Genomic DNA, 26,225 nt, shown 5'->3' with positions numbered 1-26,225 from the left:
AATTTCCTTTGAAAATCTGTGGCATCCGCTGGAGGCTTTAACTTTATTCAGTCAGATTTTGACCCAGACTGGATTGTATACCCATTTTTTCATTCATCCTCTTAGAGAAGTAGAAGACTTCTGCTGAATAAAGTTAATCACTTTATTTGTATGAATAATCATCACGTCCACTTCAATTGCGAAATCGGATTCTTCCTCTGGTTCTGTGAGGATGGCTGTTTCGCCATCACCTTCAAGGAGAATCGATGTTTCGTTGTCATCCACTAGCAATGTTGTCTCATCGTCATCCTGTAAAAGGGCCGTTTCCTCTGATAAAAGCGAGGTTTCCTGCAATAGTGACGTCTCCTCTGCTGAATTACTTTCTGCCAGCAACGCAGTGGGTGCGATGTTTGTTTCTTCTAGCAAGGAGGTAGGCTCGAGTTCCTGGCTCATGAGGGCTGTGTCCTCTACCGATGCCGCAACTGGAACCTCCTTTTTCCGAAGCTTGATTTCACTGGTTGTTTTCTTTGTTTCCTGAGCTTCAAGGGAAATGCGGTCGTTTTTCTTCTTTTTCATAAATCGATTTCCTGTAATGTCCGCAAAAACTTGAGAGATTTGTAGTTTCATATAGACGATAATTGAGATGATGAGCGTTATTAACGCGCCCGCTAATCCCCCATAAAACATGATTTGATATTCCAAACGAGAGCCCCCCTTTCATTACCGGGAAATGGGACGATGTACCTGTCCCTGTGTCCCACTATGTGATATTTAAATTCGCCATGCGTCTGGCAAGCTTTTTATAGGCTTCGTTGTCTTTAGCACCTTCAAGTGCGCCTGCCTTATCAAAGACTTCTTTTGCTTTGCTGTAGTTTCGCTGATCTTCAAGTTTGCCTTGCTCAATATCAAGCAACAGATTGCCAAGCTTTACATACGCGTTCAGGCTTTTCGGATATTCTTCAATGATTCCTTCAAATTGCTCGACTGCTTGGGAATGTTCGCCCATCTCTTGATAATTGACGCCGATATTGACCATAACTTCTTCCCTGTTCGGCACATTCAACTCGAGCAGTGTGTTGTAGTGCTCAATCGCCTGTTCGAAATCCTCACGGGCAGCAATCTGATCCTCCCCTGAATTTACACCGCGACTATAAAAAGCCTGGGCAAGCTTTTGCTCAAATTCAATCTCATATTTTAGTTGGAGCTGCTCGTCTGGAGCTAACTCAAGAACTCTCTGCGCTTTTTGCACGACTGTAATCGCCTTTGTATTGGCATCCGCGATTTGTCCCTTATACGAAATGTAAATATTCGCAAGTGAATTATAGTTATCTACCTTTTTAGCGTTGTTCGGGAGGTTATCGTTATAAGACTCAAACTCCAAGAGATTCGTAGAGAACTGGTCATAATCGATATTCATCCCGCCCAATGTTGTCGCAAGTGTCATATAATAGGTCGCGTCAGGTATCTCTTTTTCATTCACCTGCTTAAAATATTTCAGCGCCACAGGATAATCTCGTTTCCGGTCAAAATACGTCATCCCCAGTTTAAAAAGAACTTCGCTGTTTTTATGGATGTTCCCATATTCGTCATTCACATAGGACTCAATTTTTGAGAGGCCGGTGTCGACTTCATTTCGATTGATATAGACGTCAAGCAGGTTGTTATAGGCAGATGCGCGCCCTTTGTCAACCTTGATTGCTTTTTCCAGCAACTTAATTGCCTCGGTATCATCACCTTCAATTAACGCAATACTAGATTCATTAACAAGCCCCATGTAATCCTGGAATTGCTCATTTTTCATACCTTGATAACCCATTACAGATGTCGTTGAAAAACCAAGACATAAGACGGCTGGTATTAAAAAGAGATAGAGTCGCTTCATCATTTTTTTACGGTAGCCAGCAGTGAGCTTGTTGATGTTTTCGAGATCATATAGAAGCTCTTCACATGACTGGTACCGATTCTCTGGTTCAGCCTGGGTGCATTTTAAAATGATATGCTCGAGCCCTTCCGGTAAAGTCGGGTCCCATTGACGTATTGGCCGTACCTCATAAGGCGGGTCTGCAAGACTTTTTCCAGTGATAAGCTGGTATAGTGTCAAGCCCAAGCTATAAATATCGGTTCGGGCATCGGTCCGCTTTCCCGAAAGTTGTTCGGGAGCGGCATAGGTTTTCGTACCGAGATTGGTCGTATCTGTCAGGCTTTCATCCTTAAATTCCCGCGCAATCCCGAAGTCAATCAGCTTAATCTTTCCTTCCGGTGTGAGCATGATGTTATCTGGCTTCATATCGCGGTAGATAATCGGATGCGGCTTTCTCGTATGTAAATAGTGAAGCACCTCAGCCAGCTGCTTCGCCCAGTTAATCACAAGCTTTGCGGAAATCACTTTTTCCCGCTTCAGCTTCTGCTTGAGCGATTCACCTTCGACATAGTCCATCACCACATAAATGTCGCCCTCCGATTCGATGATGTCGTAAATCTTCGGAAGCGCGCCGTGATCGAGTTTTTTCAGCATATTCGCTTCGACAACTAAGCTGTTGATGAGAAGCTCATTGTTGCTATTGTCGCGTTTGCGGATATCCTTGACGACGAGAGACTTGTTCAGCCGGTTGTCCATCGCCAAATAGACAATACTCATCCCACCTCGGCCAATTTCCTTCAATATTTCGTATCTATCATCTATAAAACTTCCGATTTTAATCAACGTAATTCCTCCAAAATTGAAAAGCGCAAGCGACTTGAAGTGGAACATCGCCTAACTACTGCCACGTCCTGTGGCAAACGTCGATGTCAGCACTTCCTGTGCAAGTCCGACAAGCATAAGAAAAGCTGGCGAGAAGGATGCATTTTATCCTTCTTGACAGATTGGCTTATGACCTCGAGGGGCTAGGCGCTGGAGCTAGACACCGAAAACTATTTTCGAAGTCAAATTTTCAAGGCACCGAAATCTGGCCCTTCACACGACATGCGCAAGAACGATAGAGATGTTATCTACCTCTTTCCGTTCTTTTACGGAATCGACTAGTTTAATTGCCTTGTATTTTAATTGCTTTTCATTTAAAAATGGGTTTGGTCGGAGTTCCTCGAGTAGCTCCGCATCTGAGATTTTGTGGTAAAAACCATCTGTACAAAGCAAGAACACGGTTCCCGGTTCGGTCTCACCGGTCAGGATGACAACCTCAAGCTCCTTTGTTGCACCCACACATTGTAAAAGCACATTGCGCCTCGGGTCCTTTAAGGCTTGCTCGGGTGTAATGTTTCCGCGCTCCACCTCACGTGCAACTAAGGTTTGGTCATTCGTTAATCTTGTCACCCGATCTTGAATTTGATAAGCGCGGCTGTCGCCGATATGTACGATATAGTAATGTGAACGAATGATGAGAAGTGCCGTCACCGTTGTTCCAACTTGGGCATTTGTTTCATCTCCGTACTCTAGGATTTTTTCATTTTGTTCCGTGATGCAGGCTTCGAGTGCTTCGCGGATGTCCTCATCTTGTTGATCCGAGTGAAGCAGGTCTGGTAGCTCCTTCTCAAACCAATCTGAGAGACCCCGAACGACCGTGGCACTCGCCAGTTCTCCGTGTGAGAGCCCACCCATTCCATCGCAGACCACGAAGATCCCGACATACCCATTTGGTGTTTTGGCCGTCTTGACGAGCAGGGCATCTTGGTTTATTTTTTTCTTAATTCCAACATCCGTGTGGTATGCATGTATGAACGCCACATTTTTCACCTCCATCTTTAAAAGAGCCTAAATTCAAATTCCTCGTTTGCAAGCTTGATTTTATCTTCATGCTTAATTTTTACCTTATTTTGCGGAACAAGCTTGATGCCATTTACATAACTGCCGTTTCGCGATTCCTTGTCGACGATAAAGTATTCTCCGTTTTCGGTAATCAACTCTGCGTGCACGCGCCCAACGACTTTATTTTTTGATGTGTAATCTGTTTGTTGTGGGTCACGCCCGATCTTAAACACTTTCTTCGACACCATGATTTTTTCTTGAGTGGCTGTAAGGAGGAAAGGGCTCTGCTGATGGAAACTCGTGCCAACACCCAGTGCTGTTGTTCCTTCTTCCTCTTCATGTTCCTTGTAAGCAGTGAGGACGGTTGTACCCTCTTCCTCCTCTGGCTCATCTGTGTCGAATGAAATCGGGCTACCTACATTCGGATTAATGTTAATGGAGGTTCCACCGGCTAATACGGAATTTCCTTCACCAAGCTCGGTTCGTGTGATTCGCTTGTACTGAACCTCTTCCTCAATCTCCAGCTTTTGACTTTTCTTTTTATCAGACCTTTTACTGCTGTATTCGGATGTGATAACGCCATTTTCTTCGGACCCCTTAATTTCACTACCAGGGCTATAGTAATTGGGTGTCCTAGGTTCCTCATCCTGGATCGGCAGCTTAGTAAAACTTTGAGGTGAAGCCGGCTTATTCACCAACAGCTCATGCAGCTTTTGTTGAAGCGCATATAAATTGATTTCCTTTGATGCCGCAAAATAATTATGTAATCGCACAAAAAAGGTGAGGTCATCATTTTCATCATAGGAGTGGGAGTGTAAGAAGTTGGTGAAGAATTCCCGGATTGATACCTTTTCAAAAATATTATTTTTAATTGGCATGTACAGTAGAATTAATCTGTTTGAAAAATTATCAATGAAGATGTAGTTCTCATCAAAAACAAAGTTGTTCACATTCAACCCAAGCCGCTCGGCCTCCATCAATGATTCGATAATATTGGTGAAAAATGAGTGGAGCTGCTCTTTGGTGAGTTGGTTTGTTGAACTTTGTGCAAGTGTTACTTCAGACACTAGGTCGTAGCGAAAGTACGCTTCATCGCCCTTATTAATCACGACACATGGTAAAAGCCCTGGAACCTTGTTGTTTTTTAACTTATCGGCTTCCGTAAAATCAACACGGATCTCAGATGGCACCTTGTAAAAGATAAATTTCGAAACACCGTAATTTTCAATATGTAAATCAACATGTTTGATCATTTCTTGCACTCCCATTGTTTATCAAATGCGCCTTGGCGTATTTGCGCCCGATTTTAGGCCCACACGATGTGGGTCACAAAGACGTTGCCACAGGATGCGGCGTTCTTAGTCTTTGATCTTACTAGCGAGAAACTTCCTTTGAAAAATCGTGGCATCCGCCGGAGGCTTTAACTTTATTCAGTCAGGGTTGAACCCAACTGAATTGAATAGTTTTGGCATCCTCGATTAAGGACTTCGCTGAATAAAGTTAGATGAGGACAACCGGCGGGGCCAATTGCCCTCCTCATGGATTATTTAAATGCGCTCGCGTTATTGTTAATTGCTGTTTCAGCTGCGTTGTAGTTTGTAACTGTGTTGTCTAGGAATTTTGCGTAGCTATCAATGACTTGTCGATACTCCTCGAAGCGTGGAGCCAATGCATTGAAGTTTCCGCGAATTGTATTAGAAGCATCAGAGTTCCATGTAGCGGCTAAGCCGTTCATTTCCTTTTTGATGTCTTCTAATGCCGTAGAAAGCTGTTGGTTTAGGTTACGGATCTGGCCAGCGGTTTTACTAACCTCGCCAAGGGAAATTTTGATTCCATCAACTGCCATGGTGGCACCTCCTTTTTTGGTAGATTACTAGGTATCGAGATTAGTTTGTTAAGCGACGTGCTTGGTTTACTACCTCGTTTTGTGTTTCACGGTATGTTTTTGCACTAAGCTTTAAGAATTCAGAGTATTGTCTCATCAAGTTCGTCATTTTTTGGAAGTCATCCATGAAGCCCTTGATTTGAGAAACATATGCCATGTTATCAGTACCTTGCCATGCTGCACCCATGCCCTCAACCTCTGTGTAAAGAGCCTTGTAAAGTCTCTCATAGTCCGCAGATTGTTGGTCAATGCGAGTAGCGGAAGTTTCTAATTTCGCTGGATCAACTGTAATTGAACGTGCCATTGTGTTTTCACCTCCTTTAAATTGGAATATGTATGAGTTAACTCGGCTGAGGCCGAGAGAACTTTGGATTCGTGTTGGTGCACGGGAGTTGAGGCCGTGCAAGGGTCTAGCGGTATATCGGATCTGCGTTTCAGGCCAGGTATACCGCTAGGTCTGGTTGCGGTATATCACACATGCGATTCCGGACATCTTCTGATATACCGATAACCGATACGGATTACCACGCCTGCGATTCTGGTCCCCGATATACCGATAACTGGGGTTGCGGATACCATTCTGTTAACATTAGCCCTTTGATAGACCGCTACCCTGCTTTTATTTCTTTTTTTAAATGGACTATCTAAAAGGTCTTCAGGTCGGGAATTCGTACCCATTTCTCGTGTAACAAACTCGGATCGATTACGAAAATTGGCGTTGCGTTCCTCTTTTTCCTCAAAATCTATCAAATAGGGTACGATTAACGTCTTTGCGTTACCCTTTTCATCCAAACCTCTGCCAATCGGGCACGATTATCCTCTTTGCGTTACCTTTTTCATCCAAACTTCTGCCAATCGGGCACGATTATCCTCTTTGCGTTACCCTTTTCATCCAAACTTCTGCCAATCGGGCACGATTATCCTCTTTGCGTTACCCTTTTCATCCAAACTTCAGCCAATCGGGCACGATTATCCTCTTTGCGTTACCTTTTTCATCCAAACTTCTGCCAATCGGGCACGATTATCCTCTTTGCGTTACCTTTTTCATCCAAACTTCTGCCAATCGGGTACGATTATCCTCTTTGCGTTACCTTTTTCAGTCAAACCGCTAGTAATCAGGCACGCATACCTTGGATTCATTCCATTTCTCCAAAAACGATTAGCAAAACAGGTGCAATTTTCCTAGTTTGCTAGTCTGCTAGCTTCAAAACTTATATCCTTCTCAGGTTATAGCCGACCCTTCGGTATTTGTCAGCTGCACTTTGAAGGCTGGATGCACTTTTGGTTGAGCCAATCCCCTTGAATTCTCGATTTAGACCATTCGAAATTTCATCGAGTTCACGAGAAATTGCATTGATTTCAGAAATAATGCTATTAATCTTCCGTCGCACATGAGGCTTCATGGGGGTACCTCCTTTACTTTTCTCCTATCGAATAATCCTTGCCTTCCCGACTAGCTTGGTTTCATTTGAATCAAGCAATCGGGCAGCAGCATTTAGGTAGTTAATGTTTTGATTGAGCCTGTAAGAGAACGATGTTAAGATATCAGCGCTCAACACATGACGGATGTCTAGAAGGTCAACCTCCCAGTACAGGGAGTCAATTTTGTCATTAAGCACGCTGACTCTCCGTTTTATCGCTTCAAGCCTTTGTGCATAGTAGTAGAGCCTGTCGATATTGACCTTAAGATAAGGTTCTACTGGGAAGTAACCCCCTAGTTTTTTAATGACATTCACAAAAAATGAGGTTACATCTTTGATCAAATTATCAAAGTAATCGCCAATGGCTTTCACAGTCCCAATCGCAACTTGCATAGCCTTTTTCGCATATTTTATAACCTGTTCCTTAATGAAGTGAGCCGCAGCCTCAATACCCGATTTTATCGAGTGTATAACTCTAATCGTTGCATCCGCTATTGCCTTTGCTACTGGATAAGTAGCCTTAACTACTTCGATAAGTTTACTTAATTTCAGCATGATGGTACTTGATACATCGCGGACTAATGAACTACCTTCCTCGAAGTGTTTGAACTCACCTTTATCGTTGAATTCAACACTTGTTTCGTAGTGAGGATAGAAAGGATCTTTCATCTCACCGAGATATTCGAGAGCGTCTTTATCAATTTTCACTATTTTGTCTACATAAGGTGCATAGCCAGCTTGAGAAACAACGTCCCCTTCATAAACGACAAACATGTATCTGTCCCCGAGTAATGCTTCTTTTTGCTCCTTCGTTAAGCTATACCAATATATCGGTGCACCATTAAGGACATAAGCCCCGACTTTATCTTCTAAATTATTGACATATACATATGTTGCTAAATTCCCACCCTTTGAATGGCCAAGCAATAATATTTCTCCATTTACACCCTTAACGAATTGCTGATAAAACTCGTTTGCTTCTCGCTGTTGCTGAATTTCAATCCCAACACCCGCCTCAAAGTTTGATATCCAATCCGTATCAAAGTGAGCTTGGTCCTTCATGTCTTCACTACCTCTAAAGACCGCAGATGCATTGTCCTGACTATCGCCCCATGCGTATCCGACGAAACCAGAAGAGGATCTACCACTTGAGTTATTCCCATCGTTGGGATTAAAATTCTGATATTGCTTTAAATGAACATCTGAAAGGGCAGAGGAATCATACTTCGTATTAAAAAATTCCTCTAGTTTTTCGTATCTGACCTTTCCACCATTGTTAGGGATTTTATTAGCTATATTCCATATCTGTTCCATACTTTTCCCTTCAACGTCAGCATCTGGAGGCAGATCTAGATAGGAGAGCATCAATAAAATATTCTTTTCCTCGTCATTTAAATTTGTCAGTGACATCTAATCACCCTTCCAAATCTTTATAACGATCGAGTACATCTTCTGGTGTTTGAATATCCCTTGTATTATCGAATACTATGGTTCCATAGACTTTTGCATCTAAATTTGTCCAAGGTATATTATTGTAATTTGCCGTTCTCATATAATCAGGAAGAATGTCTGTTTCCTCTACAAAACCTACAGAAACCCCATACATATCGACCTGTAATGCATCAAGTGCCTTATACACATTTAAAATGGCAGTGGAATATTTCTCGAGATCTGGTTTCTCTGAAACTTTGATTGCGATTTTCAATGTAACCAAAGCATCACTATTCTTTTCGTTAACATATTCAGTGAAAGAGAGATCCTTCATACTCGCATCATACTTTTTATCCGCTATATTGAGTAAGAACTTGTAATCAATATCGTCATTAAATTCACTTTCAATTTGTTCCTTAAATTTTGCATCAAGTTCATTTGACCAGCGTGAAAGGAGATAGGTGTCGTAAAATTCTTCCTTATTGTCTCTGTCTTCACCAGCTAAGAAAACAAGCTCTGGTTTCCCCTCGGGATAAACCAAGGCCTTATCTCCTCCATACATATTGGCGAAGATTTCACTACCTTCTTTTTTGGATTCCAGTTCGAATTCTTCCTTATACTTTTCTTCTAAATGCTTCACGATTTTCTCTTCCGTACTCGCACTACTTGAACTCATACACCCTGTTCCTCCTATTATGAGAATGAATAGAAGAAGGAATAAGACTACCCTCTTTTGTACCCTCATTTGGCACCTTCCTTACTTAAAGACTTTGATTCCTTATAAAAAATGTCTGTTGCCACATGGTTGATTTTGCTGCCCTGACCCAATTCCAACTTACACCAGCATCAATTTCTTCCCGTTTGAAAATCCTAATTCTTCCACGGTTTGGTTGATGTCAAAGATCGTACCGGTTTCGCGGTCGCAGACAACTGTGGTGTCGGTTGCGACGAAGTAGCCGCCCGAGAGCTCTGTCATGGTGTTTGCGAGTAAAAATGCAACTTCATAGAGCTTGCTTTGGGCCGGGATGAAGACGTCATAGGATTCGCCTGAGGCTGGAATAAACACCTCGACCAGCACTTTATCCATGGTAAACCGCCTCCTCTTCACGAGACTTCGAACCCGTCAAAAGTTTAACTAACTTTGGTTTTCCTTTTGTTAGCACATATCCGAAGTCCTCTGGAATTTCTTGATACATGCTATTTGTGACTTTTGAAACTTTCATTAAATACTGATCAGTAATGCCATTTCCGACCCAGATTCCATCGCTTAATGAAACCTGCTTTTTAAACCAAGGCTCGAATGCGAATGAGTTCAAGGAATCGGCGCGATCGGAGATAACCATAAATACATTGAGCCCGTCTATTCGTTCTAAAAATACCTTCAGCTTATCCTGACCATCCTCTGATAACAGCATCATCAAGTCATTGAAGGAATGAATGATACAGTAAATTGGTTCAAATTCTGGTGGTGTTGCACCTTCTTCAATTGCATCCTTCGTTGTGTTGTTACGGAACACCAAGGTGTTAAACAAGTAAACAATGGTCTCTTCAAGTTCGGCTGCATTTGACACATGCTTTCCTCCGACTCGGATGAGTTCCTCATTCGGGTCGAGCACCACGACTTCATTTTTCTCATTATCATGAACGATTTCAGAAATTCCCTGCATCACGCCTGTGCATGCCTCACTACTGCTAGCCAACACAAGATTCACAAAGTATTGACCGAAATCGAAATAGGTCACGGCAAGCGAATCCTTTTCCACCCCAACCGGTAGTTTGTGAGACTTGTTGTAACGAATTTCATCATGCAGATACTCGATATCGACTTTTTCTGGCAAGACTGGAATTCGCTTCGCAGCACTCTTGCCCCAACTGTCACGCAAACGGCGACAGTAATCGGTGATGTATTGGTACATGTCATGGACACCCTCAGTAATAAGAGCAACCTGGAACTCATACACACCGTCAGCCTTGAAAATACCTCGGCCCTTATGCTTTGATGGGAATACGCCATCGACATTTCCGAGAACCGCTGAATATTCGGACGTGTCATTGAGCTGAAGCACATACAGTTGCTTGAAGTTTTGCATCAAGCGGTAGCGAATTGCACCTGTATGGGCAGCTGTGACGATAAAATAAATCCCGTACTTCGTCCCTTCACGAGTGAGGTACGAAATCGTCTCTTCGTGTCCCTCATACATTTCAGAAAACGCTGCATAGTTGTGAATCACAATCACAATCGATGGCAGGCCATCCTCTGATAAACGGTTATATGTCTGCAAGTCTCCACCGTAATTGGACAACTGTTTTTTCCGTCTCTCAATCTCGCTATTCATCATTTTAAAGAGATTATCAATCTTTTCACTGTCATGGGATAAAAGAACATCCCCGACATGTGGCGCTTCACGGAACCAGCTTAATGTTTCCGAGCTAAAATCTAGTAAATACGCATTTAACTCATCAGGCGTATGAGATTCCATGAGTGAGTACATGATGGACGCAACAAAAGTTGTCTTCCCACTTCCCGCAACCCCATAGATGATAGTATTGCCATCCTGCGTGATTGGTAATCTCATCACATTTTGACGTTGGTTCGCCGGATCATCATACTCCCCGATCACAGGGTTCAATTCAAAGCGATTCGTTGTTGCTTTAGGATATTTTTCAACTAATTGATCCAAATAAATCTTCGCCGGTATCGGATCGAGCCATAGCTGCTTCACCGTGATATTTTCCTGTTTTGCTAGACTTTCTAAGTAATTGGTTACTTCATCAATTTGTTTCGGTGGATTTTTCACCATCGTTCTACGGTCGATCTTCGCACTCTTGATGACGCGACCAAGGTGGTCAATGACGCTTATGCTTTCATCCACGTGTTTTTCCACTTTTTCAGCTGGATAATATGGTGCTCCTGCCCATGCGGATTGACCAAGTTCAAACAATTCGTTATAGCCAACCTGCAGGTAAAAACGGCCGGTTTGTGAAAGCTCGGCTGCATCTGGTCGCTTGATGACCTCCATACTATCTGCTTTTTCCTGTACCTTCAGACTGATTCTAAATTTTGAGTTACTCCAAATTTGATCATCTACGACACCAGACGGTTTCTGTGTCGCTAAAATTAAATGGACACCTAAGCTTCGTCCGATACGAGCCGCACTCACCAGCTGTTCCATGAACTCTGGCTGTTGGGTTTTAAGCTCGGCGAACTCATCTGAAATCATAAACAAATGTTGGAGTGGCTCTGATACTTGCCCCTCGCGATACAGCTTTTGGTATTTATAAATGTCAATATTACTTACATTCATCCGTCGACTCGTCTCACTAAAAATGGACTGGCGACGCTTTAGCTCACTTTGAATCGAAATTAATGAGCGCTTTACAGCTGCCCCATCAAGGTTTGTAATCGTTCCAGCGAGGTGCGGCAGATTTAAAAAGGCATTCGCCATTCCACCACCCTTGTAGTCGATTAATATAAACGCAACCTCATCCGGGTGATAGTTCACGGCAAGCGATAAAATAAATGTCATAATGAACTCAGATTTACCAGACCCTGTCATACCTGCAATCAGTCCATGTGGACCGTGATATTTTTCATGGAGGTCTAGCTTGAATAGCTCACCCATCGTGTCGACCCCAATCGGTGTTTCAATCGAGAGCACTGGGTTGTTTTCCTTCCAGCGAGTTAGTGCGTTCAAGTGCTCAATTTTACTGACTCCAAACATTTCAAGGAAGGTAATCATATCCGGTAGCGTGTATGCCTCAACAGAGGATGCAAGCTGAATATTCGCTAAGCGAATCGCAACCTCTTCGGCATCGTCACGCTCGTAAAATTCGGCATCAAACGCAGTGTATGACCCAGAAATATCGTCCTTGTCGTAAATCTTGGACATGTCGTCCGCGAGCTCGACAACCATCGTACATTCCTTTGGTAAATTCTTGAGTTCATCATACAGAGTGACAAGACTAATCCCGATATTCTTTTTCTCTTCTAAAAGGAGGTTAAACATCTCAGCCCTTGACGCCAGCGACTTACTCATTGAGAAAATCAAATAATGCTGGTCAAGATCCTTTAATTGCTCTTCATCCATTGCCGCACGATTTGTGATTTCTTTTTCAAAATAAGCAGAAAGCTCCTTCACCTCGGTCGCATCTGTTGCGATAAAGCGAATCTGCATCCCCTCATCCCACACATGCGGGAGCCATTTTGTAAACTTCCAGTACTCTTCTTCATCCTTATCGTAAAGGAACACAAGCTTGAGCTCGTCATAGCTGTGTAAGGCGGTTAATTGAAAAATAAGTCCCTTCACAAAATCCTGTACACGACTGCGACGCCCAATGACTCCACTGACATATTCCTCCACAAAGCTTAAAGTGACAGGTACCTGTTTTAAAATGTGCGGTGCTTCCACCATTTTATAAAGCTCATCCTGAAGATTATCGTCCTCCAGTGTGAATTTTTTCTCAGGGTACTTGAGCTCTGCATTCAAGGGGAGATCCCCAATGCCAAGGCGAACCTTGAGAAAATCGTCTTGCCCAATCGCCCGCTCCCAGAGATTTCTTTTGCGCATCGTAATTCGGGAGATGAGATTTTGCAGAGCCACATGGTTTTCATGAAGTATTTCACTTTGGCGGACACATTCGTCTTCTATTTTTTGACCCATTTCTTCTATGTATTTCGAGTATTTTTTCTGACGTTTTGCTTCATGCTTGATGCGCAGCTTTTTTTCATGACGCTTCGTTAAAATCGGCCATAGAACGGTTCCGATCAACATACTGAATGACATGATCAATGTCGGCAAGGCTTCCGTGAATTTCCCGCCCCGTGACATCACGTTGTTTAGCGTGAACAACCCCATGAAGAGCGAACCCATCCCCATTGTGAGCGATGGTCCGATCATGAACATCAATGGCGTTTCATCGAGTTCTCGTTGTTGAGGTGGCGGGTCGATTCTGATTTCCGTCCTCTTTATGTCCCGCTTAAACCGTGGCGAACGATAAAAGAGATCGTCATTAATTTCTTCAGTTTCGAAATCGTCAAGTGGTTCTTCGTCCTCAATAATTGGCTTTTGCACCTCAAACGGACGGAAGGCATTGCGGTCTAAAAATACCAATTGATGTGGATTATTCAACGAAAGCAACTTGCCATTGTAGATAATTTTTAGCCCCATGATGTAAATGACGTCACCGGTTGATAGGACTTTTTCCTTCACACGTTCTCCGTTAACATACGTTCCGTTCGAGCTGTTGTTGTCATGGATAACGGCATGACCCTGTGCATCGTACTGAATCACACAGTGGGAGCTGGAGACGAGCTTATTCGAAAACCGGATGTGGCTGTCATTGCCACGACCAATGCGAATGCTGCTTCCCGTCACCTCGTGCTTTGTATACTCATTTCGATCGCTCGTCGGTGGCTCCACATATAAAAGCGCAGATGCATCATGATTGCGGGAAATCGTGTATGTTTTAAATGGCTCAATTTCCTGTTTGACAAGGATCTCTTGCTTGTCATTCATCAGAAACGCAGATTTGTTAGACTTCAAAAACCATTTTCCGTCTTCCGCCTCAATCGCCATCATATCCGCTGCTCTTCCGTGCGTATCCTCAGACGTTAAAATGTAACGTCCTGTCACGCGCTCAGGCAGCACAAATGTAAAAGCCTTTTCCCGATCAAATAGAGTTAATATCAAAGTGAATCTCTCCCTTATAACAAAAGCGTAAGGTGCCTGCCTATCGCTAGAAACATCAATTAGTTATTTTTTCTGAAACCTTTGGTGCGTAGCCAATTTTAATAAACATGTATCTAAAATTCTCATCCCCTGAAACCACATGAAAAATAGGGGTTGCTTGTCGTAAATTTGATTCCTCAATGTAAGTAAGCAACATATGGTATGCCACCTGTGTATTTTTTTCGAATTCCTTATGTAAACAAATCGAAGCCATATCTTCGATGCTAAAATAGCTGTGAAATTCAAAATTCTCTTTTGCTGGTGCAGTATCCTCACGAATCGGCATAAACAATTCGGCATTGACCATTTCATCCATCGGTACATTGTTGATAGAATAAAAGAATGGTCCTTTCATCGTGACACCAAACTTTGCTACATCCCGAAAAAAGTCGTTCATGACCGTATTCATTTCGTGATAATGAAACCGAAACTTTTTTGAAATCACATTTGTAAAACGGATCGAATCATGTGGATTAATCATGTTCAGCCACCTTCACAATTGGCGCATACACATCAATGATTCCTGAACCGTACACATCCAGATAAATATTGTAAAATGGCTCCTCTAACTCGAGTTCGTTGGCATGTGCAGCCTCTCGAAGTAGGTCATAAGCAATCTCGATGTCTTCGTCTAAGTCAGCATGTCGGAAACTTAAACCATCCTCAAACTCTAGGACACTTGTAAATTCAAAGCGGTCATTGTCAGCCATCTTGACTGGTGCATTAACCGGTATGAAAAACGTATAGTCTGCTTCCTGCGTCTCCTTCGAAAAATTGGAAACGCGATAAATAATTGGCCCTATACTATACAAGTCGTTTCGAAGAATGGCATTTCGAAATTCCTTTGCGGTTTGATGCCATTCATTTATTTTAGTTCTTGCTTTCGTACTAATCACATTTTGAAAGGTGACAGGACTTCTTTTCACTTTCATTAATCGAACCCTCCCTTTCTAACTCTCCCGATTATGCGAACTCATTTTCGTTCCTTTTTTCTAAACACTTCTAAAATATTAAAGTTCCACCAAAAGATGATGGGTAGCATTCCAATAAATAAAATAATAAGGCCTTCGGTCTGACTGAATGTACGTCTGCCCGTTATAAAAAACACGATATAAAGTATGAGAATGAATGAAATTAAGGTTAACATCCCATTTACAAAGAACATTCCAAAAAACGAAACAGTGTATTTACTGATCCATTTTAAGATCAACATAGTTACTAGAAGCAGGATCACTAACAGAATAAAGCCGCCTATAATCTGCCCTTGATAGATTTGTTCCAGCACTTCAATATAAAAAATCACCGCAAAGAACAAACATATAAATTGAATGGGTTTACTTATATATTTCAAAAACAGACCGCCTTTCCGAATCAAAACGCGGGGGTACTACTTCTTCACCTTCGCACCTTTTGTATGTACCTTTTGACTTAAGTTCTTTCGTTTTTTCAATGGTACACGGAATGATTCGAACTGAAATTTACTTATCGTTAGAATTAGAAATTCCGGCCACACTAACGCAATAGCGTATTGAAGTACTGTACAAAGAAGTAAGACAAACAAAACACCAATCATGCTAGAAACGGCCGTTTGAGCATCTGATGCGAGTTGAATGATAGCCCCACCGATCATGACTGCTCCAAAGATAATCGGAATGCTTACCTGTGATTTTGATTCCTTAAAATTATAGAGTCCGTTTCCGTCTTTTCGGAACTCTCCCTGTTGTACTCGTTTAAACGCTCGTAGTGTTGCATATACAGTCAATATAAGCCCACCTACTAGAATAATAAGCCCGATTGTACTCATGTAACCTGGTGCCATTTTATCCTCCGCAGCAAGGAAATAAAAAGGGAAGAAATCAATCGATAGTTTAAAGCCAAAAAAACTTAGAAGAACAGCTTGCAACCGTTGATAACGGTACGCATTCTTTTCAGGTGTAAAAAATAGTGCAACAACGACGTTTAAGATAAACAAAACCATTTCAATTTTATAAATGGTCGGCCAGATTGAATTCGTGATGACAGGACTCTCCTTTATAGCTAATGAAGTAAAACCAAGCATGATTCCACTAAAAATGAGAGTCAACCAAAAGAATCCTGTAATCTTATCAGGTCTGAGTCTTGTTTGTGCAACTTCTTTTATCTTGATTAAATCTTCTTCTTTTGCTGCTTTAATCATGGTTTCATCTCCTACCAAAATACTTCGTCTAATGCTTTGCCGATACCACCGACAAAATCGCCTACTTTTTCAGCTGCTTCGCCTACTCCTTTTCCTATATCTTTGGCCGTATCTCCAATGAAGTCTACAGCTTCTCCGCCCCATTCAACCGCTTTATCAACGACAGCATTTGCTCCATCTTTCGCGAGATCAACAATACTCTTGTCTCCAAATACCTTCCAGTTGATGGCTCCATAAGCGACCGTACCCGCAACAGCACCCACGATGGTACCTGCAGGAGGAAGGAAAAATGAACCTGCGGCAGCACCGGCAGCCATTGCAGCTGCACCAGCGCCGATATCGACGGTCGTATCAACAGTAAATTCCTTAATATTTTCAGCTGTTGGATTAAACTTTCCATTTTCCATAAGGTTGTCATTGAAGTTGCTATAGACATCGATACCGATACCTAAAACCCCTAGACCCTTACCGAATTTTGTAACATTCGTTGCATCCTTCCAACCTGTAAAGCTTTCCCAAACCTTCATTTCATCAACAAATGTTCGACCCGCAATTTTATGGAATGGATCATCAATACGATTGATAGCATCATCGAACGCTTCAAAATTGGAATTTATAAGCTTACTCGCATTTTTACTATAATACTTCCCCGGGTTTCCAACTTGATAAAGAGGGATCCCTTTATTCACAAGGTTTGTTACATAATCACGCGTCCACTTTGCTGTTCCACCTAGACCTTCCTTAAGAAGACCGTAGTACTTCTCAAAATCTCTAAGATTTTTAATTTTGTCTCCCATCAGCTTGATAAAGGTCTTTCCATTTTTCTTGTACATATGAAACTGGAGTCCTTTTCCAACTCGTAATAGTTTGTTGGAATTAAGAAGAGCAGCCCCCGCACCGATTGTCGCGTTACGAGCAAGGTCATATTTCCAGCCATTATTTTCAACGATATCTTTTGCCTGGTTGCACACTTTATTTTCCGTACTGTTATACCGTTGTGCTGCTTGCTGGATAAAGGTCTCTACCTGTTTTATTTTATTTTGTACTTCTGAAGCTTTTTGATAGGCCTCTGATAGTCTTCCTGCAATATTTTGTCTCGATGTAATGCGACTATCAATCGAGTACCTGACACTAGATAAATCCATTTTGATGGACCAGAGCCTAGTAGACGCACTGGTTAAATGTTGATTCGTATCTAAGACATAATTTGTTTTTATTTTAATTACTGACAAAGTCGACCTCTCCTTTATCATGTGTTCCTCGGTTGGTTAACTGACACTTGTTTCTTCTAGTTTTCGTTCATCACAACTATTAGAATTTAAAAGGGTTAAATGGGTTATAAGGGTTATAAACTTTGTAAAGTTCTTTAAACGTTTTAGCCGAAAAAACCTTGATAAGTTGTTTAAAAAACAGAAGACTTAACCACATTAAAAATAATGTTACTCCTAAAAAAGCCCATAATCCGAAGTTCATTTCCTCTCGATAATTATAAATAAAAAGGAAATTATCAATTGTAAAATAAGTAGCTACACAAAAGGATATAAATAACAAAACCGAAGGAAAAATTTTTTCTTTATTTAGTTTACTCATCGATATCTCCCATTTAGCCCTATTTCCGATAGGATGAAAGTGACATAGTTTTGAACCTATCATCCTACTAATAAAAGCGTGGGTATGGTCCATTCATTTTAGCTCGGTTTCGCGCTTCCTCTTCAGCCTTCCTTCTAGCCTCCTCTGCTGCACGAGCAGCTGCCTCTTCCTCACGTTTGATTTGGTTTGCAACTGAGATGATGTCTGGTGCGACTGAATCAAGCTTTGAGGCAATCTGATTAAGCTCACGATTGATCTCCGCAATTGCTTGATTGATATACTGGACCTCTGTCGCCTGCCAGGCCGAGTTGATATTTCCTTTAAACCCATTTAGAGAGCTTTTTAGATTACGAAGTTGTGAGGCATAGTTGCGAAGTTGGTTGGCTTGTGAAATTGCAGCAGAAACATTAATTCCCATAAAGATCACCTGCTTATCGTAAATAAGTTTTATATAGTGGAATGCCCATTTACAGGGCAAAAATTACATACTTCGTTCACATTTTTTCCAAATATATACTAAAAATTACCCGATATTTAGGTTTAGGTCAATTTATCCGAAATATTCTGATAACATACCATTTCATACGAAAGACCTGTTTTGTCTACATTTTTCTACAAATTGTCGGCTGTTTCGGACTCGCTTACTACCTAAGGTGTACTAGTTAACTAGTACCTTTGGCAAATTCGTATAACAGAAGAATGTTGATAAACCTCGACATAATATCTCGAATTCAAGCCTCTTGAAGCACTTTATTACATTTCATAGGAAAAAAGTCCTTTTATCATTAATCCTCGTAACATAAATTTAACTTGACAAATAAAAGAGGGATTTTTATTTTTGTAAGCATTTTCACCTCATGAGAAATGAAAAATCTGTTATACAGAAAATTAGTAATAGATTTGTAAAAGAGGGTCCATTTTTTGTCATTTAGGCGTTTCTAGAGTAAACAGGCATAAAATGGCACGAGAAGAATCATAAGAGGATTGGACTATGTTTTTACGGATTTTCGCGGCTCATGCAGGGATTTTTATACTCTTTCTTTCCTATTAAATAAGATGAGAAAAACCTAGTCGTGGGACTAGGTTTTTTTGTAATCTATTTTCTATTTTTGCTAGCTGATTTGCTTCTATAAAGAATTACACCAGCTGTACCTATTGTCAGAAGCGTTAAGCTTAGTAGCAATGTATTGTAATAGTTTGTTGCGGTTTTAGGTAGTACTTTTCCATCAGTTGGCTTGTTGTCCTTGTTAGGCTGGGCTTGCTTGTTGTTCTCATTTGGCGATTCGCCATGATCGCCCTGTTTTACAGGTGGCTTTCCATTATTCCCTGGAGTTTGCCCATTATTATTACCAGGCGTGTGACCAGGTTGATCTTTGTCATCATCCGGATTCTCTGGTTCCACAACCTCATATTCTCCAACACGATAGAGATAAAAATCATCCAGCGTCCCCCAAGCACCTGCGTCAGCCTTGATGTTTGCGCCGATTGTGATGGTGCCATCCACAACAAGAATTTTTTCAATTTCAGGGTTACTCCAATTGACCCAGCCGTTCACAGAAGTGGTCTCAAGGTAATCCTCTTCACTAGTAGTAGCGAAAATAGACATGTCTTGATTTCCTGCAACGCCACCCTGAATGAACATAGAGAGGTTATAATAACCTGGTTCTAAACCTGTAATGGTTTGTTGTACCTTAAAATTGACACCCGTTCCTGAATAAAAGTGTAAGGAGTAATCTCCCGTCTTCGCATCAGATGCCTTTTGTTGGAAGCTTGCGTGCGGTTCGATACCTTCTGGATAGATGACCTCCCACATACTTCGGTCATTGTCCTCGAAACTTGCGTTGATCACAAAATTTTCTGGCTTGATTGTAAGATGCGCTTTAACAGACTTTCCACCTTCAACCTGTCCATTGATTACATATGCCCCGACACCATTTTCAATCGCTTGCTGCAACTCTGCTTCATTCCATGTTACAGCAACAGTCCCTTTTTCACCGTTATTGTATGTAACTTCCACATTTCCAGGTAAGGAAATGTATTCTCCTAAAATTGCCGTTACATTGATATCCTTCATTTCATCAATTTGAATGGGTGCAACCGCCCCAGTTTCTACATATTTAAATACATTTAAGGACGGCAGTGGTTTACCTGTGAAATCAAATAATGCCTGATTATCTACAGCTGATCCTCCATACCACTCTCCAGCATCATGTGGGTCATATTCAGCTGCAAAGCGAGTTGCCCAGCCTGAGCCATATTTTTCCCAAAGTCGTTTATTTTGTTCGATGTTCTCTGGTGAACCTACCGGTAACCATGCTGGCTCCCAATAAAATACCCCAATTCCTGCATTTCCAATCTTCGCAACTGCCTCAATCACATCACGAACAGCAGTCGCTTGTCCTTGAACCGTAATCGGATAATTTAGTGTTTGACCTGAGCTTTTCGGGGCAGTATTCCCATGCCCATCCCCGTCTTCAGCCGTATACGTATAGGAGGTTTCAGCTACCATTACCTTTTTCCCATACTTTACCGCAACATTTTGTAAGACATTCGTTAAGTTTGATAAGGTACCATGCCAGAACGGATAGTAGGAGCTTGCAAACACATCGTAATCAACACCATTTTTATCAAGTGTCTCAGCGATTGTCTCATATCTACCTGACGTTTCTGGATTTGTAAAATGCAACGCAACTAAAATCGACGAATCTATATCGCGAACAGCACGACTTCCTTCATTAAATAGCTCACTCATTTTCACCCAATCATATTCTCCAGCAAGCCCACCATTTGTCTCATTCCCCACCTGGACCATACCGATATCAACACCCGCATCTACCATTTTTTGTAGACTATCCTTTGTAAATGTGTAAAGTGCTGCCTTTTTATCCTCGAAACTTAGATTCCTCCATGCTTTTGGTGCCATCTGTTTGGCTGGGTCTGCCCAGAAATCAGAATAATGGAAGTCGACTAAAACCCTCATGCCATTCGCAGTAGCACGTTTTCCGATTTCAATCGCTTTTGCGACATCGTTATTGCCGCCTCCATAGCCATTTCCATTTGCATCATAAGGATCATTCCAAACTCGCACGCGGACATAGTTCACACCCGCATCATGTAATGTCGTAAAAATATCCTGAACTTCTCCAGCTTCATTGTAAAAAGTAACACCACTATCTTCTAAAGATAGAATACTAGAAACATCAACACCTTTTATAAAATCCTCACTTACCCCATCTACTCGCTTCACAAAAATATCTGCTTGTACCGGCTCTGGGGCCTCAGAATCCGCCCCTTTTTTACTAAGTGTAAAATTGTCTAAGTACCCCCATGCATTCGGCGCACCCTCTACTTTTGCCCCTACAACGAAGTCCTTAATTTCTTCGGTTAATTCAAAATCAAGACTAACCTTTCCCCAATTATTGTAGCCAGTTGTTGGCGCAGGTTCACTCATATCCTCCCCCGCAAAAAGTGTTACCTTCCCAACATCGGCACCTTCACCACCCATAGATTGAACGGTTAAGGTATATGTACCCGCTGATAATACCGGGAATGTTTGTTGAACGGCAAAGTCTTGAGCTTCTGTTGCTGTGTCCTTCACCCAATACTTCAATGCAAAGTCTCCTTCCGACGGTGTCATCCAAGCGTCACCCGAATACGCGAAATGCTGGACGTCAATTGCATTTGCTGATTCAATAGTCCAAGAGCCATCATCCCAAAAATTTGATTCAAAACCACCATTAATAATGCCACTGGATGTAGCGGTCATTCCAAAACTCGAATTCATACTCCAAAGTAGAACAATCGCGGCTAATACAGCTACTAGTCGTCTATATTTGTTCACTTCCCTCTCTCCTCTCTTACTTCAGTAAACGCTTACATTATTATTCTAGAAAACTATCACTAATTCTTCTTAGTGATAGTTTAATGATGCATAAGTAGCCACCAAAGGTGACTACTTGGTATTCATTTTTTCTACAACGCGCACTTCATACTTTTCAAGCATAACTTCCCCATGTAATGTTTCACCTGTTATAACATCTGTAACCTCTGACTCAAAGTTTACCTGTTGTGATTCTTCTGTGAAGTTCATGACAAAAATGTAGTCTCGGTCTGGAGCTTGTCTCACTTGAACAGAAACCCCACGACCATGCTTCACGTCTGCAGCAGACGTAATTGAAAGTTCCTCCATGATTGCTTCGTAAAAATCACGTTGGAAGTCATCTTCTAGTCGACCACCGATGTAATAGGTTTTTCCAGTTTCATACTCACGGCTTGTAACCGCTGGTGTGTTCGCATAGAAATCTTCCTCGTACACAGCTTCCACTTTCGCGTCGTTCACCTCAAGAACAGTCGCATAATCCTTTAGTTCATAGGACTTGCCTTTGAATGTGATACGATTTCGATCAGCCGGATATAATGTATCCGTTTCAAGCGGCTTCACTCCAAAAATTTCCTGCAAATCACTTGGCCATCCACCTAAATACGTTAAATCATGCTCGTTTACAAGACCACTAATATAGGTCATCACTAATGTGCCACCATTTTTCACGTAATCCTTCAGACGAGCAATTAGTTCTTCACTTGCGAGGTAGAGCATTGGGACCACAAGTAATTTATAGGAAGAAAAATCATGTTCCTTCGTAATCACATCTACCGGAATATCCTTTTCCCAGAAGGCACGATAATGCTGATGCATCGTTTGTGGGTAACGCTTTGTATCATTGCTAAAGCCTTGCGCATCCCCTAATGCCCAGTGGTTGTCCCAATCATAAAGGAATGCCACTTCAGCGGCACGATTCGTTCCCACAACACCTGAAAGCTTTTCAAGTGTTTGACCAACCTTTGCCACGTCTTGAAATACACGATTTTCCGAGCTATTATCATGGTCCACTACGGCTCCATGGAATTTTTCAGAGGAACCTCTAGATTTACGCCATTGGAAATACAGGATGCTATCAGACCCGTGTGCAACCATCTGCATTGCTGAAAGCATGTGCATGCCTGGGCGTTTCGCTCTGTTTACCGTATGCCAGTTCACCGCGCTTGGTGTTGATTCCATCAGTAAAAACGGTTGGTGCTTTAGACTACGATAAAGGTCATCAATAAAAGCAACCTTCATTGCTAAATCAGCAGTACTTTCCCAATCATTATGCCACGCAGGATACGCATCCCAGCTAATGACATCAAGGTGCTTTGCAAATTTACTATAATCAAGCCCTTGGAATGGGATTAAATCATGCGTATCTCCCATAAAATTCGTCGTAATCGGAATTTCTGGAGTTAACTCACGAATAGGCACGATTTCATTTTTATAAAAATCTATCGTTTGGTCGGTAACAAAGCGGCGCCAATCTAAATTATGACCGTGCACCATGTTTTCTCCGATTGGAGATGGTGATACAATTTGTGACCAATCAGTAAACGAATGACTCCAGAATGGTCCCCACCATGCATCATTCAGCGCCTTCAAATCATGGTTGTATTTTTCTTTTAACCAATTGCGGAATGCATCCTGACAGAGGTCACAATGACATTCCCCACCATATTCATTGGAAATATGCCACATAATGAGAGCTGGATGGTTTCCATATCGCTCCGCAAGCTTGCGGTTCATTTGTTGTGTTTTTTCACGATACACGGGTGAAGAAAAACAATGATTATGTCTTGCACCATGTAATTGCTTGACCCTGGCTGCGTTCGTACGCAGCACCTCCGGGTATTTTTGTGACATCCAAGCAGGTCTTGCCCCACTTGGTGTAGCCAGAATCACCTTTCCACCGATGCCATGAATGTTATCGATGATTTGATCAAGCCATTCAAAGTTGTAAACACCCTCTTCAGGCTCAAGCGTGCTCCACGCAAAGATCCCAACAGAAAATGTATTGCTGTGAGAAAGCTTCATTAATTTAATATCATCAGCCAAAATGTCTGGATAATCCAACCACTGGTCTGGATTGTAATCTCCGCCATGGAGCATGTGCTTTGCTTTCGTGACAAATGTTTTATTCTTAAGTTGATTGTACATAACTATCTCCCTTTACCTTCAATAGTTGTGCGGGATCTTGTCCCATTTTTCAAGCTTGCGATGGGACAAGGAACCTGTCCCCTTTTCCCACTTAACCCTTTGTTCCACCTGCAGTTAGTCCACTTACAAAGTGTTTTTGGAGCATGAGGAAGATGACGGCAACTGGAATACTAATCAAAATAGCTCCAGCCGCAAAGGTTGTGTAGCTTGCACCCATTACCTGATTGACGAGATTGTATAACCCAATCGGCAATGTGTATGATTCAGGTGTTCGTAAAATGGTTGAAGACAAGACAAAGTCTCCAAGCGGACCTGTAAAACCATTCATTGCGACAACGGCGATCATCGGTCTTGATAATGGCATAATGATTTGCCAAAAGATTCTTGTATTGCTCGCGCCATCAATTTTTGCACTTTCATCTAAATCCATTGGAATTGAATCCATATATCCCTTCATCAGATACGTGTTCATTGGAATTTGACCACCGATGTAGAGAAGGATTAACAGCCAGTGGTTGTTCATCATTCCAAGAATTTGCGCAAGGACAAATAATGCAATCAAGGCTGAAAACTGCGGTATCATTTGTAAAAGTAAGAATAGGGTTAAAGCATTTTTTCTACCTTTAAAGCGAAATCGTGAAAAAGCGTAGGCAGTGAATGAAACACTTAAGATAGTTCCAATCATCGTAAAAACACTAATTTTTAATGAGTTTAAATACCATTTTCCATATTGCAAACTATCTTTGCCTGCAAACAATTCCTTGTAATGATCCAAGGTTGGATTTTCAGGAAAAATCGATGTACTGACAAGACTATTACCTGGGTTAAAACTTGCCCCAACTGTCCATAGGAGGGGATAGATAATTATGACCGTCATAAACCCTAAGATTAAATAAGAAAAAAGGAGGCGCGAGAACTTTTTTTGCTTCATATTAGTTTTCATGAATTAAGCCCCCTCCTTGAATGAATTTGTCCGTCTGAACTGCCATAGCGCAATTGCAATAACGAATACAGATAGTAAAATCGTTAATGCGGCCGCAAGTGAGTACTGGCTGGACTGCATCGTTAATTTGTAAATCCAAGAAACGAGGATATCTGTTCCACCCGCTGTTGATCCAGGAACTGCTGGGCCACCGCCGTTGAAAAGATAAATAATATTAAAGTTATTAAAGTTAAATGTAAATTGCGTAATAATAATTGGTGCCATTGCCAGTAGAATCATGGGCATCGTGATATTTTTAAACTTCGCAAAAATCGATGCACCATCAATGGTTGCTGCTTCATATAAATCCTCTGGAATTGATTGAAGCACCCCAGTTGTGACAATGAAAATATATGGGAAGCCTAACCATCCTTGCATAACGATGAGGGCAACCTTAGTCCAACCTGCATCTGTTAACCAAGGAATCGGATCAATTCCGAAAAAGGCTAAAATATCATTGTTAATTGCACCAAATGAATCATTAAATAATCCCGCAAAAATCAAAATCGTAACAAACCCTGGTACAGCCCAAGGTAGAACTAAAATCGTACGGAAAAACTTTTTAAAACGGATTTCTTTTTGATTGACTAAAATGGCAAGGAAAATACCGAGTGCAACTTGAAGTGTGGAAGCCACAAGTGTCCAAATCACAGTCCATGCCAACACATCAAAAAATGTTGCTCGCCAAATGTCGACGGTGAAAATTTTAGCGAATGTATCTAACCCCACCCAGTCAGCTAAGTTAGCCGGTGGTGAATGGTAGAGGTCATAGTTTGTAAAAGCTAAAGCGAAACTAAATAAAATCGGAAAAATCACGGCAAAAATCAGGATGAATAAGGAAGGACCACTTACAACATATGGATACCCCTGCGAAATTAGATTTCGGTAATCTTCCTTCAATGTGCTCGGAGCCAAATTCATGTCACGTTTTTCTCCATTTTTATAAGCATCGCGGAGATTAAGATAATAAACCCCTAATCCGAAAGCGGTAACAATAACCGCAATAATTCCTTCTGCCAATAGGAACATCGAATTATCTCGTGGTACTTCAGTTCCTAATGTAAACAATCCCCAAAATCCCATATTTAAGAGGTCTTTGAACACTGCGAAGAACGATACACCTAGTAGCAGAAAGAGGAGGCCTTTAATCCACTGTTTGTTATAAAATTGTCCAAAGCCCGGTATGATTGACAGCAGCGTGGCTACTTTACGATGTTTCATAGGTTTCACCTCTTTATGTTAGCGCTCTTTATATATAAATG

At 41.6% G+C, this 26,225-nt stretch carries 22 protein-coding genes and 1 pseudogene; all 23 read right to left on the bottom strand.

Translation table 11 applies throughout. From position 1 onward, the window contains the following. Positions 1-93: 93 nt before the first annotated feature. A complete protein-coding gene (locus E1I69_RS11235; protein ID WP_136379706.1) occupies positions 94-681 on the bottom strand; it encodes a hypothetical protein in 588 nt (195 codons plus the stop codon). A gap of 58 nt (positions 682-739) precedes the next feature. Next, positions 740-2,683: a serine/threonine-protein kinase gene (locus tag E1I69_RS11230; RefSeq protein ID WP_136379705.1), complete on the bottom strand. Its 1,944-nt coding sequence runs from the start codon at positions 2,681-2,683 to the stop codon at positions 740-742. Between the two features lie 252 nt (positions 2,684-2,935). Beyond that, positions 2,936-3,703 carry a PP2C family protein-serine/threonine phosphatase gene (locus E1I69_RS11225; RefSeq protein WP_136379704.1) on the bottom strand — a complete coding sequence of 256 codons (768 nt, stop codon included), beginning with the start codon at positions 3,701-3,703 and terminating at the stop codon, positions 2,936-2,938. Between the two features lie 17 nt (positions 3,704-3,720). Next, positions 3,721-4,977: a DUF6382 domain-containing protein gene (locus E1I69_RS11220; RefSeq protein ID WP_136379703.1), complete on the bottom strand. Its 1,257-nt coding sequence runs from the start codon at positions 4,975-4,977 to the stop codon at positions 3,721-3,723. A gap of 290 nt (positions 4,978-5,267) precedes the next feature. Continuing rightward, complete coding sequence (locus tag E1I69_RS11215) at positions 5,268-5,570, bottom strand: pore-forming ESAT-6 family protein (protein WP_116353248.1); 303 nt, start codon at positions 5,568-5,570, stop codon at positions 5,268-5,270. A 40-nt stretch (positions 5,571-5,610) separates the two neighbouring features. Next, a complete protein-coding gene (locus E1I69_RS11210; protein WP_116353249.1) occupies positions 5,611-5,913 on the bottom strand; it encodes a WXG100 family type VII secretion target in 303 nt (100 codons plus the stop codon). Between the two features lie 907 nt (positions 5,914-6,820). After that, positions 6,821-7,012, bottom strand: a complete 192-nt coding sequence (locus E1I69_RS11200; protein ID WP_136379701.1) for a hypothetical protein — start codon at positions 7,010-7,012, stop codon at positions 6,821-6,823. A 24-nt stretch (positions 7,013-7,036) separates the two neighbouring features. Beyond that, positions 7,037-8,440 carry an Mbeg1-like protein gene (locus tag E1I69_RS11195; RefSeq protein ID WP_136379700.1) on the bottom strand — a complete coding sequence of 468 codons (1,404 nt, stop codon included), beginning with the start codon at positions 8,438-8,440 and terminating at the stop codon, positions 7,037-7,039. Between the two features lie 4 nt (positions 8,441-8,444). Continuing rightward, the gene (locus E1I69_RS11190; protein WP_136379699.1) at positions 8,445-9,137 is read right to left on the bottom strand and encodes a hypothetical protein; all 693 of its coding nucleotides are present in this window, start codon (positions 9,135-9,137) and stop codon (positions 8,445-8,447) included. 159 nt (positions 9,138-9,296) lie between these two features. After that, a complete protein-coding gene (locus E1I69_RS11185) occupies positions 9,297-9,548 on the bottom strand; it encodes a methyltransferase (RefSeq protein ID WP_136379698.1) in 252 nt (83 codons plus the stop codon). Next, positions 9,541-14,151, bottom strand: coding sequence for a type VII secretion protein EssC (essC, locus tag E1I69_RS11180; RefSeq protein WP_136379697.1), 4,611 nt, complete (start codon positions 14,149-14,151; stop codon positions 9,541-9,543). Before essC ends, E1I69_RS11185 begins: the two co-directional genes overlap by 8 nt. A gap of 55 nt (positions 14,152-14,206) precedes the next feature. After that, on the bottom strand, positions 14,207-14,671 hold the full coding sequence (locus tag E1I69_RS11175; RefSeq protein ID WP_136379696.1) for a DUF5085 family protein: 465 nt from the start codon (positions 14,669-14,671) through the stop codon (positions 14,207-14,209). Then, a complete protein-coding gene (locus E1I69_RS11170; protein ID WP_136379695.1) occupies positions 14,664-15,122 on the bottom strand; it encodes a DUF5085 family protein in 459 nt (152 codons plus the stop codon). The genes E1I69_RS11175 and E1I69_RS11170 overlap by 8 nt, the downstream gene beginning before the upstream one ends. A gap of 41 nt (positions 15,123-15,163) precedes the next feature. Further along, positions 15,164-15,541 carry a hypothetical protein gene (locus tag E1I69_RS11165; RefSeq protein WP_136379694.1) on the bottom strand — a complete coding sequence of 126 codons (378 nt, stop codon included), beginning with the start codon at positions 15,539-15,541 and terminating at the stop codon, positions 15,164-15,166. 36 nt (positions 15,542-15,577) lie between these two features. After that, complete coding sequence (locus tag E1I69_RS11160; RefSeq protein WP_136379693.1) at positions 15,578-16,366, bottom strand: hypothetical protein; 789 nt, start codon at positions 16,364-16,366, stop codon at positions 15,578-15,580. 11 nt (positions 16,367-16,377) lie between these two features. Then, a complete protein-coding gene (locus E1I69_RS11155) occupies positions 16,378-17,598 on the bottom strand; it encodes a hypothetical protein (RefSeq protein ID WP_136379692.1) in 1,221 nt (406 codons plus the stop codon). Positions 17,599-17,677: 79 nt separating this feature from the next. Further along, positions 17,678-17,956 carry a hypothetical protein gene (locus tag E1I69_RS11150; protein ID WP_136379691.1) on the bottom strand — a complete coding sequence of 93 codons (279 nt, stop codon included), beginning with the start codon at positions 17,954-17,956 and terminating at the stop codon, positions 17,678-17,680. 67 nt (positions 17,957-18,023) lie between these two features. After that, a complete protein-coding gene (locus E1I69_RS11145; RefSeq protein ID WP_136379690.1) occupies positions 18,024-18,374 on the bottom strand; it encodes a hypothetical protein in 351 nt (116 codons plus the stop codon). 678 nt (positions 18,375-19,052) lie between these two features. After that, complete coding sequence (locus E1I69_RS25460; protein WP_431731877.1) at positions 19,053-20,030, bottom strand: Ig-like domain-containing protein; 978 nt, start codon at positions 20,028-20,030, stop codon at positions 19,053-19,055. 21 nt (positions 20,031-20,051) lie between these two features. Beyond that, a pseudogene (locus E1I69_RS25455) lies at positions 20,052-21,212 on the bottom strand (arabinogalactan endo-1,4-beta-galactosidase); the annotation flags it as partial. Between the two features lie 696 nt (positions 21,213-21,908). Beyond that, positions 21,909-23,981 carry a beta-galactosidase gene (locus tag E1I69_RS11135; protein WP_136379689.1) on the bottom strand — a complete coding sequence of 691 codons (2,073 nt, stop codon included), beginning with the start codon at positions 23,979-23,981 and terminating at the stop codon, positions 21,909-21,911. A 91-nt stretch (positions 23,982-24,072) separates the two neighbouring features. Continuing rightward, positions 24,073-24,924, bottom strand: coding sequence for a sugar ABC transporter permease (locus E1I69_RS11130; protein ID WP_136379688.1), 852 nt, complete (start codon positions 24,922-24,924; stop codon positions 24,073-24,075). Positions 24,925-24,927: 3 nt separating this feature from the next. After that, positions 24,928-26,184, bottom strand: coding sequence for a carbohydrate ABC transporter permease (locus tag E1I69_RS11125; protein WP_136379687.1), 1,257 nt, complete (start codon positions 26,182-26,184; stop codon positions 24,928-24,930). Positions 26,185-26,225 lie beyond the last annotated feature (41 nt).

It is taken from the genome of Bacillus timonensis (assembly GCF_004799755.1).
GTDB lineage: Bacteria > Bacillota > Bacilli > Bacillales > Bacillaceae_L > Ferdinandcohnia > Ferdinandcohnia timonensis_A.
The sequence above is the reverse complement of the archived record's forward strand: the minus strand, read 5'-3'. Positions and strand labels throughout refer to the sequence as shown.

What these genes read in the sequence shown, in the direction of transcription:
- E1I69_RS11220 (WP_136379703.1), bottom strand. Translation starts at nt 4,977, where the DNA reads ATGATCAAACATGTTGATTTACATATTGAAAATTACGGTGTTTCGAAA.
- E1I69_RS11215 (WP_116353248.1), bottom strand. Translation starts at nt 5,570, where the DNA reads ATGGCAGTTGATGGAATCAAAATTTCCCTTGGCGAGGTTAGTAAAACC.
- E1I69_RS11210 (WP_116353249.1), bottom strand. Translation starts at nt 5,913, where the DNA reads ATGGCACGTTCAATTACAGTTGATCCAGCGAAATTAGAAACTTCCGCT.
- E1I69_RS11200 (WP_136379701.1), bottom strand. Translation starts at nt 7,012, where the DNA reads ATGAAGCCTCATGTGCGACGGAAGATTAATAGCATTATTTCTGAAATC.
- E1I69_RS11195 (WP_136379700.1), bottom strand. Translation starts at nt 8,440, where the DNA reads ATGTCACTGACAAATTTAAATGACGAGGAAAAGAATATTTTATTGATG.
- E1I69_RS11190 (WP_136379699.1), bottom strand. Translation starts at nt 9,137, where the DNA reads ATGAGTTCAAGTAGTGCGAGTACGGAAGAGAAAATCGTGAAGCATTTA.
- E1I69_RS11185 (WP_136379698.1), bottom strand. Translation starts at nt 9,548, where the DNA reads ATGGATAAAGTGCTGGTCGAGGTGTTTATTCCAGCCTCAGGCGAATCC.
- E1I69_RS11175 (WP_136379696.1), bottom strand. Translation starts at nt 14,671, where the DNA reads ATGATTAATCCACATGATTCGATCCGTTTTACAAATGTGATTTCAAAA.
- E1I69_RS11170 (WP_136379695.1), bottom strand. Translation starts at nt 15,122, where the DNA reads ATGAAAGTGAAAAGAAGTCCTGTCACCTTTCAAAATGTGATTAGTACG.
- E1I69_RS11160 (WP_136379693.1), bottom strand. Translation starts at nt 16,366, where the DNA reads ATGATTAAAGCAGCAAAAGAAGAAGATTTAATCAAGATAAAAGAAGTT.
- E1I69_RS11150 (WP_136379691.1), bottom strand. Translation starts at nt 17,956, where the DNA reads ATGAGTAAACTAAATAAAGAAAAAATTTTTCCTTCGGTTTTGTTATTT.
- E1I69_RS11145 (WP_136379690.1), bottom strand. Translation starts at nt 18,374, where the DNA reads ATGGGAATTAATGTTTCTGCTGCAATTTCACAAGCCAACCAACTTCGC.
- E1I69_RS25460 (WP_431731877.1), bottom strand. Translation starts at nt 20,030, where the DNA reads ATGAAGGATATCAATGTAACGGCAATTTTAGGAGAATACATTTCCTTA.
- E1I69_RS11135 (WP_136379689.1), bottom strand. Translation starts at nt 23,981, where the DNA reads ATGTACAATCAACTTAAGAATAAAACATTTGTCACGAAAGCAAAGCAC.
- E1I69_RS11130 (WP_136379688.1), bottom strand. Translation starts at nt 24,924, where the DNA reads ATGAAAACTAATATGAAGCAAAAAAAGTTCTCGCGCCTCCTTTTTTCT.
- E1I69_RS11125 (WP_136379687.1), bottom strand. Translation starts at nt 26,184, where the DNA reads ATGAAACATCGTAAAGTAGCCACGCTGCTGTCAATCATACCGGGCTTT.